The organism is Ideonella sp., assembly GCF_041918995.1.
Taxonomy (GTDB): domain Bacteria; phylum Pseudomonadota; class Gammaproteobacteria; order Burkholderiales; family Burkholderiaceae_C; genus Ideonella.
In genome coordinates this window covers 129,817-144,343 of sequence record NZ_JAYRUN010000007.1, presented here as the reverse complement: position 1 = coordinate 144,343, position 14,527 = coordinate 129,817, and the positions used below count along the sequence as shown (strand labels likewise).

The 14,527-nt window shown below is 71.2% G+C and carries 11 protein-coding genes; 6 read left to right on the top strand and 5 right to left on the bottom strand.

All coding sequences use genetic code 11. From position 1 onward, the window contains the following. Positions 1 to 109: 109 nt before the first annotated feature. The 4 genes from gshA to ACE3UN_RS08330 all read right to left on the bottom strand — a co-directional run bounded on the left by gshA (position 110) and on the right by ACE3UN_RS08330 (position 4,225). Positions 110 to 1,405 carry a glutamate--cysteine ligase gene (gene gshA / locus ACE3UN_RS08345; protein WP_374674467.1) on the bottom strand — a complete coding sequence of 432 codons (1,296 nt, stop codon included), beginning with the start codon at positions 1,403 to 1,405 and terminating at the stop codon, positions 110 to 112. Positions 1,406 to 1,568: 163 nt separating this feature from the next. Then, entirely contained in the window at positions 1,569 to 3,119 is a 1,551-nt protein-coding gene (locus tag ACE3UN_RS08340; protein ID WP_374674466.1) for an ammonium transporter, read from the bottom strand. A gap of 49 nt (positions 3,120 to 3,168) precedes the next feature. Next, complete coding sequence (glnK, locus tag ACE3UN_RS08335; protein WP_374674465.1) at positions 3,169 to 3,507, bottom strand: P-II family nitrogen regulator; 339 nt, start codon at positions 3,505 to 3,507, stop codon at positions 3,169 to 3,171. Positions 3,508 to 3,532: 25 nt separating this feature from the next. Continuing rightward, the gene (locus tag ACE3UN_RS08330) at positions 3,533 to 4,225 is read right to left on the bottom strand and encodes a TorF family putative porin (RefSeq protein ID WP_374674464.1); all 693 of its coding nucleotides are present in this window, start codon (positions 4,223 to 4,225) and stop codon (positions 3,533 to 3,535) included. Positions 4,226 to 4,559: 334 nt separating this feature from the next. Here ACE3UN_RS08330 and ACE3UN_RS08325 point away from each other — a divergent pair, with 334 nt between their 5' ends. Next, positions 4,560 to 6,110 (top strand): YifB family Mg chelatase-like AAA ATPase, encoded by a 1,551-nt coding sequence (locus tag ACE3UN_RS08325; RefSeq protein ID WP_374674463.1) that lies wholly within the window; start codon positions 4,560 to 4,562, stop codon positions 6,108 to 6,110. Positions 6,111 to 6,140: 30 nt separating this feature from the next. Here the strand turns inward: ACE3UN_RS08325 and ACE3UN_RS08320 are convergent, their stop codons facing one another. After that, positions 6,141 to 7,154 carry a hypothetical protein gene (locus ACE3UN_RS08320; RefSeq protein ID WP_374674462.1) on the bottom strand — a complete coding sequence of 338 codons (1,014 nt, stop codon included), beginning with the start codon at positions 7,152 to 7,154 and terminating at the stop codon, positions 6,141 to 6,143. Between the two features lie 325 nt (positions 7,155 to 7,479). On the opposite strand from ACE3UN_RS08320, the gene ACE3UN_RS08315 reads away from it, so the two are divergent. The 5 genes from ACE3UN_RS08315 to ACE3UN_RS08295 all read left to right on the top strand — a co-directional run bounded on the left by ACE3UN_RS08315 (position 7,480) and on the right by ACE3UN_RS08295 (position 14,527). Next, positions 7,480 to 8,265: an ABC transporter permease gene (locus ACE3UN_RS08315; RefSeq protein WP_374674461.1), complete on the top strand. Its 786-nt coding sequence runs from the start codon at positions 7,480 to 7,482 to the stop codon at positions 8,263 to 8,265. A gap of 13 nt (positions 8,266 to 8,278) precedes the next feature. Beyond that, positions 8,279 to 8,953, top strand: a complete 675-nt coding sequence (locus ACE3UN_RS08310) for an ABC transporter ATP-binding protein (protein WP_374674460.1) — start codon at positions 8,279 to 8,281, stop codon at positions 8,951 to 8,953. Next, on the top strand, positions 8,950 to 10,053 hold the full coding sequence (locus ACE3UN_RS08305) for a capsular biosynthesis protein (RefSeq protein WP_374674459.1): 1,104 nt from the start codon (positions 8,950 to 8,952) through the stop codon (positions 10,051 to 10,053). The genes ACE3UN_RS08310 and ACE3UN_RS08305 overlap by 4 nt, the downstream gene beginning before the upstream one ends. A gap of 5 nt (positions 10,054 to 10,058) precedes the next feature. Further along, a complete protein-coding gene (locus ACE3UN_RS08300; protein WP_374674458.1) occupies positions 10,059 to 11,840 on the top strand; it encodes a polysaccharide biosynthesis/export family protein in 1,782 nt (593 codons plus the stop codon). 83 nt (positions 11,841 to 11,923) lie between these two features. Next, entirely contained in the window at positions 11,924 to 14,527 is a 2,604-nt protein-coding gene (locus ACE3UN_RS08295; RefSeq protein ID WP_374674457.1) for a glycosyltransferase, read from the top strand.

Sequence of the window (14,527 nt, the reverse complement as noted above, 5' to 3'; positions counted from 1 at the left end):
GCGATCCCCCCACCGTGGTCCGGAGGGAGGTCCTCCCCATGCCGCTGGTGCTCTTTGGTTGCTTGGGCCGGGGCGCCCTGGCCCCGGCCGGTACCCATGGTGGGCCCGTCTACTCGTAGACCTCGGCGTCCGGGTCCGTCGCTTCGAGCTCGTAGGCGGCGGCCAGCATGGCCAGGCGGCCGATCACGCCGTACATGTAGAAGCGGTTGGGCGCGCTCGCGCCGGGCTTGTCGCCCGGGCGCGGCAGGTGGTGGCTGTCGGCGAAGGCCAGCGGCACGAAGCTGGAGCCCGGCGTGTTGAGGTTCTCGTCCACGCCGCGGTCGGCGTGGATGCGGTAGAAGCCGCCCACCACGTAGCGGTCGATCATGTAGACCACCGGCTCGGCCACCGCGTCGTGCATGCGCTCGTAGGTGGGCACGCCTTCCTGGATGATCACCTCGGTGACCGTCTGGCCGTCCTTCACCACGTCCATCTTGTTGCGCGTGCGCCGGCTCACCTCGTCGAGCTCCTTGGCGTCGCGCACCGTCATGATGCCCATGCCGTAGGTGCCGTTGTTGGCCTTGACCACCACGAACGGCTTCTCGGCGATGCCGTACTCCTTGTGCTTGCGGCGGATCTTGGCCAGCAGCGCATCCACCTGCGTCTGCACGCAGTCCAGGCCGGTGCCGTCCTGCCAGTTCACCTCGCCGCAGTGGGTGTACAGGGGGTTGATCAGCCACGGGTCCATGCCCAGCAGCTTGGCGAACTTCTTGGCCACTTCCTCGTAGGCATGGAAGTGGTTCGTCTTGCGGCGGATCGTCCAGCCGGCATGCAGCGGCGGCAGCAGGTACTGCTCGTACAGGCCCTCCAGCACGGCGGGCACGCCGGCGGACAGGTCGTTGTTCAGCAGGATGGTGCAGGGGTCGAAGTTCTTCAGCCCCAGCCGGCGCTTGGTGCGCAGCAGCGGCTCCAGCGTCAGGTGGCTGCCGTCGGGCAGGTCGAGCGGGGTCGGCTCGGTGATGGTCTCGTCCAGCGTGCCCAGCCGCACGTTCAGGCCCGCCTGGCCGAAGATCTGCACCAGCCGCTGCAGGTTCATCAGGTAGAACTTGTTGCGTGTGTGCTTTTCCGGCAGCAGCAGCAGATTCTTGGCCTCGGGGCAGATCTTCTCGATGGCCGCCATGGCCGCCTGCACCGCCAGGGGCAGCATCTGCGGCGTGAGGTTGTTGAAGCCGCCCGGGAACAGGTTGGTGTCCACCGGCGCCAGCTTGTAGCCCGCGTTGCGCACGTCCACCGACGAGTAGAACGGCGGCGTGTGCTCCATCCACTCCAGCCGGAACCAGCGCTCGATGGCCGGCATGGACTCCAGGATGCGCTGCTCCAGTTCGTTGATCGGGCCGGTGAGCGCGGTGACGAGGTGGGGGACCATGGTGGGCGGCGGCGGGCGCGTCGGGGGAGGGCGGAACGGGAATTCTGTCAGATGGGGGTGGGCGCCCCGCATTGCAACAGGGCAAGAAAAAAGCCGCCCCGACAGGGCGGCCTGGCTGGCTGGCCGGCTCCGCAGGCGGAGCCGGCAACGGCAGCGGTTCAGGTCACTTGTTGTACGCGGTCTCGCCGTGCGAGCTGATGTCCAGGCCCTCGCGTTCCTCGTCCTCGGTCACGCGCAGGCCGATCACCAGGTCCACGACCTTGTAGGCCACCACCGACACCACGCCCGACCACACCACGGTGATGAGCACCGCCTTGGTCTGCGTCCACACCTGGGCGGCGATGGAGTAGGCGTCCGGGGCGATCATCGCCACCGTGGTCCAGTCGGCCACGGCGCTCGGGCCGCCGAGGTTGGGCGAGTTGAACACGCCCGTCAGGAGCGCACCCAGGATGCCGCCCACGCCGTGCACGCCGAAGACGTCCAGCGAGTCGTCGGCGCCCAGCAGGCGCTTCAGGCCGTTGACGCCCCACAGGCAGGCGAAGCCGGCCACCAGGCCGATGATCAGCGCGCCGCCCACACCCACGTTGCCCGCGGCCGGGGTGATGGCCACCAGGCCCGCCACGGCGCCGGACGCGGCGCCCAGCATCGAGGCCTTGCCCTTGTGCAGCGCCTCGCCGGCGGACCACGCCAGCACCGCCGCGGCCGTGGCCACGAAGGTGTTGATGAACGCCAGGGCGGCGAAGCCGTTGGCCTCCAGGGCCGAGCCGGCGTTGAAGCCGAACCAGCCCACCCACAGCAGGGCCGCGCCCACCATCGTCAGCGTCAGGCTGTGCGGGGCCATGGCCTCGCGGCCGTAGCCGATGCGCTTGCCGATCATGTAGGCGCCCACCAGGCCCGCCACCGCGGCATTGATGTGCACGACGGTGCCGCCGGCGAAGTCCAGCGCGCCCATCTGCCAGATGTAGCCCGCCTTGCCGTTCATCGCGTCCACCACGTCGGCGCCGGTGTAGGCGTCGGGGCCCATCCAGAACCACACCATGTGGGCGATGGGCAGGTAGCTGAAGGTGAACCACAGCACCATGAACATCAGCACGGCGCTGAACTTGATGCGCTCGGCGAACGAGCCCACGATCAGCGCACAGGTGATGCCGGCGAAGGTGGCCTGGAAGGCCGCGAAGACGATCTCCGGGATCACCACGCCCTTGCTGAAGGTGGCGGCGTTGGCGAAGGTGCCGGCCACGTTGTCCCAGGTGCCCTTGAGGAACAGCCGGTCGAAGCCGCCGATGAAGGCATTGCCCTCGGTGAAGGCCAGGCTGTAGCCGTACACGGCCCACAGCACGACGATCAGCGAGAACGTGACCATCACCTGCATCAGCACGGACAGCATGTTCTTGCTGCGCACCAGGCCGCCGTAGAACAGGGCCAGGCCGGGCACCGTCATCAGGATCACCAGCAGCGTGGCGACCATCATCCAGGCGGTGTCGCCCTTGTTCGGCGCCGGCGCGGGCGCCGCTTCGGCGGCAGGGGCCGCCTCGGAGGCGGCGGCGGCCGGCGCGGCGGCGGCTTCAGGGGCGGCGCTCGCCGAGGCCGCCTCGGCGGCGGCGGTGGCCACGGGCGCGCTGGCGGCGCCGTCCTGGGCCCGGGCCGGGGCGGCGGCCCCGGTGCCGAGCAGGACCGCCAGGCCCAGGGCGAGGGAGGCAATCAGTGTCTTCATGGTGGGAAGTGCAATGTGTTGTGTGGGCGGGGTCGGCGGGCGGCTCGCGTCAGAGCGCGGCCTGGCCGGTCTCGCCGGTGCGGATGCGCACCACCTGCTCCAGGGCGGAGACGAAGATCTTCCCGTCACCGATCTTGCCGGTGCGGGCCGATCCCTCGATGGCCTCGATCACGCGGTCGACGAGGGCGTCGTCGATGGCGGCCTCGATCTTCACCTTGGGCAGGAAGTCGACGACGTACTCCGCGCCGCGGTAGAGCTCGGTGTGGCCCTTCTGGCGGCCGAAGCCCTTCACTTCCGTCACCGTGATGCCCTGCACGCCGATGGCGCTGAGGGCCTCACGCACTTCGTCGAGCTTGAACGGCTTGACGATCGCGGTCACCATCTTCATGGTCTTGCTCCTGTTGCTGGCTGGCTCACATGGCCTTGGTGAGGGTGAGGATGGCGCGGTCCTTGTTGACCTTGCCCCAGTCGCCGTCCTTGTCGGCGCCCACATAGGCCGCCGACACGCTGAAGCCGTTGCCCAGGTCCTTGGTGACGCCCAGCTTGTAGTCGGTGTAGTCCACCGCGCCGATGTCCTTGGCGCCGCCGCTGAAGCGGGTGAAGCCCACGTGCGCGTTCAGGGTGGTGCCGGTGGCGAACTCCCAGTTCGCGGCCAGGTCGAGGTAGCCGGTGCCCTGGCCGTCCTCGATGCCGAAGTACTTGCTCGACACGGTGTGCGAGTACTTGGCGCTGAACAGGCCGTAGCTGATGCCGCCGTAGACCTCGGTGGTGTTCAGCGGCGTGGCGCCGGTGCCGGGGTAGTAGTAGGTCAGCACACCGACGTCGTAGCCGAGGCCGCCGGCCTCGCCCTTGTAGCCGCCGTACACGTCCATCTCGGTGCCGTGGGCGAAGCCGACGGACGAGTTCCAGTTGCCGAGGTAGAAGCCGCCGTTGGCGTAGTCGAAGCCGCCCTGGATGGCCGGCACCATGTCCTTCTCGGGGTCGCTCTGGTCCTGGCCGCGGTACTTGTACTTGCTGGTCAGGCTCACGTTGGCGGACAGGCCGTCGGCGTGGACGCTGCCGGCGAACAGCGCCAGCGCGGCGGCAAGGGCGAGGGATGTCTTCATGCGGGGCTCCGTGGTAGGGGAAGAGGCGAACGGGTTCCGCAGCCACTACGCACCTTCTGTGCCAATCCGTGACGGCTGCAAGACGGTGCCTCGGGGGCACGCGGCTGGCGCATGCGGCGGCCACGGCGCGGCGCGGCGCCTCAACCTGGGTCGGGCCCCCCCCCCCCCCGGGGGGGGGCCCCCCCCACCGAGGGGGGGGCCGCGCCCCCGCCCGGCCCCCCCCACACACCCGCCCCCCCCCCGGGGGGGGGGGGGCGCGACCCCCCATCGGAGGGGAGCCGCGCGCGCACGGGCCCTGCGCACAATGCCGGCGCCGGAAGCCGGGGGAGGTGGCATGTCGTTGGCGGTGGTGGCGAGCCGGGCCCTGGATGGGCTGGCGGCGCCGGAGGTGCGGGTGGAGGTGCATCTGGCCAACGGCCTGCCGAGCTTCACGCTGGTCGGCCTGGCGGACACCGAGGTCAAGGAGGCGCGCGAGCGCGTGCGCGCCGCGCTGGCCGAAAGCGGCTTCGATTTCCCCCACAACAAGCGGATCACCGTCAACCTCGCGCCGGCGGACCTGCCCAAGGAGTCCGGGCGCTTCGACCTGCCCATCGCCATCGGCATCCTGGCGGCGCTGGGCGTCGTCCCCGTGGCCCGGCTGGCCGGCATCGAGTTCGCGGGCGAGCTGTCGCTGGCGGGCGAGCTCCGGCCGGTGCGGGGCGCGCTGGCGCTCGCCTTGGCCGCACGCGAGGCGCGGCCCCGGCCGGTGCTGGTGCTGCCTGCGGCCAGTGCCGCGGAGGCCGCGCGCGTGGGCGGGGTGGACATCCGGGTGGCACGCCACCTGGCGGACGTGGTCGCCGCCCTGGCGCCCCCCGCCGAGGCCCCGTCGGGCGGGCCGGACGACGCCCTGCGCCTGCCCCGGGCGCAGCCGCCGGCCGCCGGCGCTGCCGTGACCGCGCCCGACCTGCGCGACGTGAAGGGCCAGTCGGCGGCCAAGCGGGCGCTGGAGATTGCGGCCGCTGGCGGCCACAGCCTGCTGCTGGTGGGGCCGCCAGGCACCGGCAAGTCCATGCTCGCGCAGCGGCTGCCCGGGCTGCTGCCCGCGCTGTCGGACGACGAGGCACTGGCCACGGCGGCGCTGCACAGCATCTCGGCCGGCGGCTTCGATGCGGGCAGCTGGCGCCAGCGGCCGGTGCGAGCGCCCCACCACAGCGCCAGCGCCGTCGCCCTGGTGGGCGGGGGCTCGCCGCCGCGGCCGGGCGAGATCTCGCTGGCCCACGGCGGCGTGCTTTTCCTGGACGAGCTGCCCGAGTTCCCGCGCGCCGCGCTGGAGGCGCTGCGCGAGCCGCTGGAGACCGGCCGCATCACCATCAGCCGCGCGGCACGCCAGGCGCATTACCCGGCGCGCTTCCAGCTCGTGGCCGCCATGAACCCCTGCCCGTGCGGCTGGCTCGGCGCGCTGGCGGCCACGGGCAGGGCCTGCCGCTGCACCCCCGACGCGGTGGCCCGCTACCAGGGCAAGCTGTCCGGCCCGCTGCTCGACCGCATCGACATGCAGGTGGAGGTGACGGCGGTGCCGGCGGCGGACCTGCTGGCGGCGGCCGATGGCGAGCCCAGCGCGGCGGTGGCCGGGCGGGTGGCGCAGGCACGGCTGCGCCAGCAGGCCCGACAGGGGGGCACGAATGCCGACCTGGCCGCCGGCCAGGTGGATGCGCGCTGTGCCCTGGACGATCCGGCGCAGCGCTTCCTGCTGGCGGCGGCGCAGCGCCTGGGATGGTCGGGCCGCAGCCTGCACCGGGTGATGAAGCTCTCGCGCACCATCGCCGACCTGTCGGGCCGCGACGCCGTGGGCGTGGCGGAGGTGGCCGAGGCCGTGCAGTACCGGCGCGCCCTGCCGGGCGGCTGAGCCCGCCGGGCCCCTGGCCGGTGCCCGGGATCAGCCGCGGGTGAAGCGCGCCCGTGCGGCGGCGGCGAGCCGGCCCCGGCCGACCGCCTCGCCGGCCCAGTGCACGATCGCCTCCACCCAGGCGCCGGGGTCGTCGGGCAGCAGCACGCCGTCCACGCCATCCTGCACGAAGCCCTCGTACGGCGGGCGCCGGCTGTACAGCCCGACGGCGCCCTGGCGGGCGTAGTCGACCATCTTCACCGGCCCGCGGGCCGCGTTGAACACCCCGGGCAGCAGGGGCGCCAGGCCGATGTCCGCCCGCCGGGCGGCGGTGTGGGCCAGGTAGCTCGGCCAGCGCATCGGATGCAGCACGGCCACCCGGGGCAGGTCGCGGAAGCGCCGGTTGACGGCGAGGTCGCCGAAGAGCTCCACGTGGGTGGTGGCGCAGCGGCGCTGCACCTCCTGCAGCACCGGCAGCAGCCAGTCCAGCTCGCGTGCATGGGAGGCGGTGCCGTCGTACACCACCCGCACGGCGGGCGCGGGGGCCACCAGGGCGGGCGGCGGCGCCAGCGGCAGCACCTGCGGCGACAGGGCGGCGTACTTGGCCGCCAGGGCCTCGGTGGACAGCCACCACTGGCTGCCCATGCGTTCGAACCACGGACGGTGGTCGCTGGCCAGCCGGCGCAGCCGGCCGGCGTAGCGTGCGTCCAGCTCTCCCAGTGCCGCCGGGTCCAGCACGTCGTCGTCCAGGAACCAGGCCAGGCCGGCCAGGTCGGTGCGCTGGCGCTCGATGGCGGTGCGCCACGCCGCGTGCAGGTAGCGCTGGACGACGACGAAGTCGCCCCGCTGGAGGGCACCGGCCGACGGGGGCTGCCGCACGTCCATCCGCACCAGGGGGGGCCCAAGGCGCTGCAGCCAGGGCAGCAGGATGTAGTCGGCGCTGGCCGACGGACCCTCCTCCAGCACCACCAGCCGCGCAGCCGATGCGGCGGCGTCCGGCCCGCCGCGCGGCGCGACCGGGCCCGCCGCCCGGCCCACCAGGCGGCGCCAGCTCAGGCGCGTCACGGCAGGCAGCCGGCCGGGCAGGGCGGCGGGGCAAGGGTATGCATGGGGTGGATGCTAGCCGAGCGTGACGGGCGTCACGGCCGGACGGCGGGCTGTGACCGCCCCGCCACGCGCCCCCCAAAACCGTGGATGTGGGTCCCTCCGGCGCCACGCCACAATCCGCGCAGCCAATACAAGCGCCGGCTGGCACGCCAGGTGCAGGCAACAGCGCCGGAGGGACCGTGCTGACAGTTTCTGAGACACCGCCCGGGGCGCCCGGGGTGGCGTCGGATAGAGTTCCGGCTTTTGCGGCCGGCTGTCCCCGCCCCGCCTACCACCCCCGACCATGAAACGCAGTTCCTGGCAGATCCAGAAGGCCGTCGTGTTCGCGCTTGTGCTGCGCGAGCTGAAGACGCGCTTCGGCGGCCGGCTGGAGGGCCTGATCTGGGTGCTGTTCGAGCCGATGGCGCACATCGCCATCATGCTCGCCCTGAAGGTGGTGCTGCGCGAGCGCTTCGCCGGCGTGATGATCGACGTGGCGGTCTACCTGGTCGTCGCGATGATCCCGTTCTTCATGTTCCGCAACATCTGGATGCGGGGGATGGGGGCGGTGGACGCCAACGCGGGCCTGTTCGGCTACCGGCAGGTCAAGCCCGGCGACGCCATCGCGGCGCGCGCCATCATGGAGATCGTCATGTACACGATGATCTACGTGGCGTTCGTGCTGATCTTCCTCTGGATGGGCTACCACGCGCTGCCGTCCAAGCCGCTCGAGTACCTCGCCCTGGTGGGCGTGTTCGTCATGATGGGCCTGGGCATGGGCCTGATCTCGGTGGTGATCGTCAAGCGGGCGCCTGCCGCCGCCACCTTCTTCAACCTGCTGTCGTTCCCGCTGTACATCAGCTCGGGCGTGCTCATCCCCCTCACGTCGTTTCCGCCGCTGGTCGTGCAGGTGCTGATGTGGAACCCCATGGTGCACCTGGTGGAGCTGTCGCGCTGGGCCTACTTCGATACCTACCAGCCGCTGTTCGGCGTCAACCTCGAGTACCCGCTGGCCTGGGCCTTCGGCGTGGTGTTCCTCGGCGTGCTGATGTTCTCCGCAGACCGTCGACGGCTGCTGATGCGCGCGTGAGCCCGGAGCCGACATGATCGAGATCCGCAACCTCACCAAGTCATTCCCCTCGCGGCACGGGCGCAAGTACGTGTTCCGCGACCTCACCTTCAGCCTGCCCACCGGCGGCGGCGTGGGCCTCATCGGCCGCAACGGCGCCGGCAAGACGACGCTGCTCAGCCTCATGGCGGGCATCGACACGCCGGATTCGGGCGAGGTGTTCAGCGAGTCCACCATCTCCTGGCCCGTGGGGCTGTCGGGCGGCTTCCAGGGCATGCTGAGCGCGCGTGACAACGTGCGTTTCGTCTGCCGCGTCTTCGGCGCCACCGGCGACGCCATGCGCGAGAAGATCGAGTACGTGCGCTCGTTCGCCGAGATCGGCGACTACTTCGACCTGCCCATGCGCTCGTACTCGCCCGGCATGCGCGCCCGGGTGGCCTTCGGCGTCAGCATGGCCTTCGACTTCGACTACTACCTCATCGACGAGGTGATGGCCGTCGGCGACCCGATGTTCCGCCGCAAGGCGGCCGAGGTGTTCCGCGAGAAGCTGGCCGGCGCGGGCGTCATCCTGGTGTCCCACAACATGAAGGACATCAAGGACCTGTGCAGCTCGGTGGTGTTCCTGAACGACGGGCACGCCCACTATTACGAGGACGTCGACGAAGGCATCGGCGCCTTCCAGGCACTCATCAAGGCAACCCAACCATGAAGTTCAAGGCTTCCGCACTCACGCCACGGCGGCTGCAACTCGCGCTGATCGCCGTGCCCATGATCATCGGGGCGCTGTACTACACCCTCGTCGCGTCGGACCGCTACACCAGCGAGTCCATCGTCGCGGTGAAGTCGGCGGTGGTCAACCAGGGCCCCGGCGGCACGGTCTCGCTGGGCAACGGCAGCGGCCTGTTGTCGTGGGAGGACACGCTCTACCTGCTGGACTACGTGCATTCCGGCACCCTGGCCCGCGAGCTGGACGCCCAGCTGAAGCTGCGCGAGCACTTCGAGCAGCCCCGCGCGGACATCTTCTACCGGCTGTGGCCGGGCACCAGCGTGGAGTGGTGGGTGCGCTACTACCGCTCGCGCGTCGAGCTGGAGTTCAGCGACGTCAACGGCCTGCTGACCATCCGCACCCAGGGCTTCGACCCCGACACGGCGCAGAAGGTCAACCGGGCCATCCTGGACCATGCGGAACGCTTCGTGAACGCGTTCTCCAACCGGGTGGCCGCCGAGCAGATGAAGTTCTCCCAGGGGGAGCTGGACGCCGCGTCCAAGCGCCTGCACGAGGCCAAGGCCAAGGTGGTGGCGTTCCAGACCGCCAACAAGATCCTGGACCCGGTGGCACAGTCGGCCGCTGCCACCGCCCTGACGGCGGAGCTGCAGGCCAGCATCGCCCGGCAGGAGGCCGAGCTGAAGAGCCTGCTCGCCTTCATGCAGCCGAACGCCCCGCAGGTGGTGACGCTGCGTGACCAGATCGCCGGCAACCGGGCGCAGCTGGAGGCCGAGAAGGCCCGCACCACCAACGCGCAGGGCGGCGACCGGCTGGGCACGCTGAACACCGAGTACCAGAGCCTGCTGCTGGCCAGCGCCATCGCCGAGGACGGCTACAAGTCGGCGTCGGCCGCGCTGGAGGCGGCCCGCATCGAGGCCGCCCGCAAGATCAAGAGCCTGGTCATCGTCGAGCCGCCGACCCAGGCGGAAACTGCCGAGTACCCGCGCCGCATCTACAACCTGCTGACGCTGTTCGCCCTGTGCTTGATCACCTACGCCGTGGTCCGCCTCGTCGCCGCCACCATCCAGGAACATCAGGACTGACCACCATGAACCGCACTCTCATCCATGCCCTGATGGCCGCGCTGACGGTCGGACTGTTCACCGCCCCGGTGGCGGCCCAGTCGCCCAACTACCCGCCGGCCTACGGCAACGTGCCGCCCTCGAGCAGCTCGACGCCGGCCACGGGTACCCCGACGACCACGGCCACCCAGCCCACGCCCAACGCGGGTGTGCCCACGGCCGGCACCGCCGCCTCCCCGACCGCCCCCGTGCCGGTGGGTGCACCGGTGGTGGCCCCGGCCCCCGTGACCGCACCGCTGCCGGCCAGCCCCACGGCCACCACCGGCGCGCGCCCGGTCGTGTTCGGCTCCCAGATGTTCAGCGGCCGCTTCGGCGCCGTGACCTTCAGCGGCTTCAACCCCGACTACCAGCTGGCCATCGGTGACCGCGTGCTGGTGCGCCTGTGGGGCGCCACGGTGTACGAGGCGGTGCAGCCGGTGGACGCGCAAGGCAACATCTTCATCCCCAACGTGGGCCCGGTGAAGGTGGTGGGCGTGCGCAACGGCGACCTGAATCAGCTGGTCGACAACTCCGTGAAGAAGGTCTTCCGGGCCAACGTGGGCGTGTACGCCACGCTGGAGGCCGCCCAGCCGGTGAAGATCTACGTGACGGGCTTCGTGCGGGCGCCGGGCCTGTACGGCGGCCTGTCGTCCGACTCGGTGCTGTACTACCTCGACCGCGCCGGCGGCATCGACACCGACCGCGGCTCCTACCTCGCCGTGGACGTCATGCGCAACGGCAAGCTGCGCGCGCGCATCGACCTGTACCAGTTCCTGCTCAAGGGAGAGATCGCGGCGCTGCAGCTGCAGGACGGCGACACCATCGTCGTGCCGCCGCGCCGCCATGCGGTCGTCGTCGCCGGCGAAGTGCTCAACCCCTACCAGTTCGAGCTGTCCAAGCCGCAGGTCACGGCCAGCGAGCTGATGGCCCTGGCCCAGCCCCGGTCCAGCGCCACGCACATCAGCATCGTGCGCTCGATCGGCGCCGAACGCCGCAGCGAATACCACCCCATCGAGACCGCCGGCAACGTGGTGATCCAGGGCGGCGACGAAGTGGCCTTCACGGCCGACAAGTACCCCGCGACCATCCTGGTGCGCATCGAAGGCGCCCACCTGGGCGAGCGCTCGTTCGTCATGCCCTACGGCGCCAAGCTGAAGGACGTGATCGCCCGCCTGAAGCCCGCGCCGCAGGCCAACATCTCCGCGCTGCAGCTGTACCGCCGTTCCGTGGCGGCGCGCCAGAAGGAGAGCCTGGACCAGACGCTGCGCGGCCTGGAAGTCACCGCGCTCACCGGCCGTTCCTCCACGATGGAAGAGGCCAACCTGCGCAAGACCGAGGCCGACCTGATCCTGCAGTTCGTCGAGCGCGCCCGCCAGATCCAGCCCAAGGGCCAGGTGGTCCTGTCGGCCAAGGACCAGCAGGGCGAGACCATCATGGAAGATGGCGACGTGGTCCGCCTGCCCGAGGTGAGCAACCTGGTCGCGGTGAGCGGCGAGGTGACCTTCGCCAACACGCTCGTGTACTCGCCCAGCTACTCGGTGGACGACTACGTGGAGCTGGTGGGTGGCTACACCCAGCGGTCCGACCGCACCAAGACGCTGCTGCTGCGTCCGGATGGCAGCATCGCGCCCTACGGCTCGGCGCCCGGCCCGGGCGACGAGATCATCGTGTTCCCGAAGGTGGAGACGAAGTGGGTCGAGGTGGCGCGTGGCATCACGTCCATCCTCTACCAGCTGGCCATCTCGGCCAAGGTGCTGACGAGCTTCTGACCGCAGGCGCCCCGGGCGCGCGCCCGGGGGCCGGAGGCCCTCTTGTGATTGCCGTTCCCAAGCGAGCCTTCGACGCCCAGGTGATGCTCCAGAGCATCCGCCTGATGCGGGCGGTCGGCCGTCTGTGGGGCAAGGACCGGGCCTTGCTGAACTTCGAGGTCGAGCTCACTCGGCGGCTGGGCCTGTTCGACCGCGAGCACTACCTGTCGCAGATCGAGCCGGGCGACCTGCGCGGCATGTCGCCGCTGCGGCACTACGTGACGGTCGGCGACGCGGCGAACTTGTCGCCCACGCCGCTGTTCGACCTGCGCCACTACGACAGCCACTGCGGCGAGCGCCACGGCATCAACCGCCTGCTGCACTACGGCCTGGTCACGCGCTTCCGAGGCCTGTCGCCCACGCCCTGGTTCGACGCCGAGTACTACCTGCAGAGCAACCCGGACGTCGCGCAGTCGGGGCTCGATGCACTCGAGCACTTCCAGCGCTGGGGCTGGCGCGAGGGGCGCAGCCCGCTGCCCGGCGTGGACATGCGGCGGCTGCTCGGCTCGCAGCCGGGCCTGCGCGTGTCCAAGGGCAACCCCCTGTCGCTGTTCGCCAATGGCGAGCTGGCCCACCACATCCACGCCGCCGCCGGGCAGGCGAACACGTCCAACCGGCAGGTGCCCGCCCTCGGGCTGGCCACGCCGGTCGAGGACGACATGCTGGACCCGGCACGCTGGGCCGCGCTGCAGCCGCGGCCCAGGACGGGCGAACCGCAGGTCGACGTGCTCATCCCCGTCTACGGCGGCGCGCAGGAAACGCTGCGCTGCCTGTGGACCGTGCTCACCGCGCCGGTGAGCACGCCCTTCGAGCTCGTCGTCATCAACGACGCCGGCCCGGTGCCCGAGCTCAACGCCATGCTGCGCAGCCTCGCGCAGCGCGACCTCTTCACGCTGGAGCAGCACCGCACCAACCAGGGCTTCGTGAAGACGGTGAACCACGGCCTGCGCCTGCACCGTGACCGCGACGTGGTCATCCTCAACAGCGACACCGAGGTCTACAACGACTGGCTGGACCGCCTGCTGCGGCATGCGGCCGAGCACCCCCGGCTGGCCACCATCACGCCGCTGTCCAACAACGCCACCATCTGCAGCTACCCCGAGACGCTGAGCGACAACCGCCTCGCGCTGGAGGTGGACCACGCCGAGATCGACCGGCTGGCGGCGCAGGTGAACACGCTGCGCCACGTCACCACGCCCACGGGCGTGGGCTTCTGCATGTACATGCGCCGCGATGCGGTGCGCGACATCGGCCTGCTCGACGAGCGGCACTTCGGCCGCGGCTACGGCGAGGAGAACGACTTCTGCCAGCGGGCGATCCGCCGCGGCTGGTCGAACGCGCTCGCCTGCGACGTCTACGTCCGCCACGTGGGCTCGGTGAGTTTCAAGGGCGAGGCGGCCGAGCGCACCGCCAAGGCGATCAAGACGCTGGGCCGCCTGCACCCGCACTACGAGGCCGACGTCGCGCGCCACATCCAGGACGACCCCGCCTGGGTGTACCGCGCCCGCATCGACCTGGCCCGCCTGAAGCGCCTGAAGAGCGAGCGCAACGTGCTGCTGGTGTGCCACAACCGCGGCGGCGGCACGGAGCGCCACCTGCTGGAGCAGTCGCAGCAGCTGCTCAACCAGGGCGCGGCGGCCTTCGAGCTGCGGCCCTCGCACGAGCCGGGTTGCGTGGCGCTGCTGCACCCGGGCGTCTACGGCCTGCACAACCTCGCCACCCTGCCGCTGCGTGTGGACGGCATGCTGGAGGAGGCCCTGGCGGAGCTGGACATCCGCGAGATCCACCTGCACCACCTGATCGACTTCCCGGTGGGCACGGCGCAGCAGCTGATCGCGGTGGCGCGCCGCATGGGCGTGGCCATCCGCCTGGCCGTGCACGACTACTACGCCGTCTGCCCGCGGGTGAACCTGGTCACGCCGGAGGGCCGCTACTGCGGCGAGCCCACTGTGGCGGAGTGCAACCGGTGCCTGGCCCAGGACCGCATGGTCGAGCAGACCGGGCCCATCGAGGCCTGGCGCGCCGAGTCGCTGCAGCTGCTGATGGCGGCCAGCCAGGTGGTGGTGCCCTCGGGGGACGTGGCGCGCCGGCTGGCGCAGATGGCTCCGCAGCTGCGGGTGACCGTGGAGCCGCACGAGGACGACCCGCAGCCCCGCGAGCTGCCCCTGCCGGTGCGTGCCCCGGACGAGCCGGTGCGGGTGCTGGTGGTCGGGGCGATCAGCCGCATCAAGGGCTACGACGTGGTGCACGCCCTGGCACGCTGTGCCCGCGAGCAGCGCCTGCCCCTGTCGGTGGCGCTGCTGGGCTATTCCATGGACGACCCCCGGCTGGCGGAGCAGGGCGTGACGCTGCTCGGCCGCTACTTCGACAACGAACTGCTGGACCGCATCGCGTCGTCGGACCCGCACATCGTGCTGATCCCCTCCATCTGGCCGGAGACCTACTGCTACGTGCTCTCCGGTGCGCTGCACAGTGGCCGCCGCATCGCCGTGTTCGATCTGGGCGCCCAGGCGGAGAGGGCGCGCGCCCACGATCCGCACCACCTCACCCTGCCCCTGGCGCTGGCCGACCGGCCCCAGGAGCTGGCCGAGCGCCTGCTGGGCGCGGTGGCCGTGGCGTCCGACCTGCCCTTGAGGACCGCTGCCTGA

What these genes read in the sequence shown, in the direction of transcription:
- glnK (WP_374674465.1), bottom strand. Translation starts at nt 3,507, where the DNA reads ATGAAGATGGTGACCGCGATCGTCAAGCCGTTCAAGCTCGACGAAGTG.
- ACE3UN_RS08330 (WP_374674464.1), bottom strand. Translation starts at nt 4,225, where the DNA reads ATGAAGACATCCCTCGCCCTTGCCGCCGCGCTGGCGCTGTTCGCCGGC.
- ACE3UN_RS08295 (WP_374674457.1), top strand. Translation starts at nt 11,924, where the DNA reads ATGCTCCAGAGCATCCGCCTGATGCGGGCGGTCGGCCGTCTGTGGGGC.
- ACE3UN_RS08300 (WP_374674458.1), top strand. Translation starts at nt 10,059, where the DNA reads ATGAACCGCACTCTCATCCATGCCCTGATGGCCGCGCTGACGGTCGGA.
- ACE3UN_RS08305 (WP_374674459.1), top strand. Translation starts at nt 8,950, where the DNA reads ATGAAGTTCAAGGCTTCCGCACTCACGCCACGGCGGCTGCAACTCGCG.
- ACE3UN_RS08325 (WP_374674463.1), top strand. Translation starts at nt 4,560, where the DNA reads ATGTCGTTGGCGGTGGTGGCGAGCCGGGCCCTGGATGGGCTGGCGGCG.
- ACE3UN_RS08310 (WP_374674460.1), top strand. Translation starts at nt 8,279, where the DNA reads ATGATCGAGATCCGCAACCTCACCAAGTCATTCCCCTCGCGGCACGGG.
- gshA (WP_374674467.1), bottom strand. Translation starts at nt 1,405, where the DNA reads ATGGTCCCCCACCTCGTCACCGCGCTCACCGGCCCGATCAACGAACTG.
- ACE3UN_RS08315 (WP_374674461.1), top strand. Translation starts at nt 7,480, where the DNA reads ATGAAACGCAGTTCCTGGCAGATCCAGAAGGCCGTCGTGTTCGCGCTT.
- ACE3UN_RS08340 (WP_374674466.1), bottom strand. Translation starts at nt 3,119, where the DNA reads ATGAAGACACTGATTGCCTCCCTCGCCCTGGGCCTGGCGGTCCTGCTC.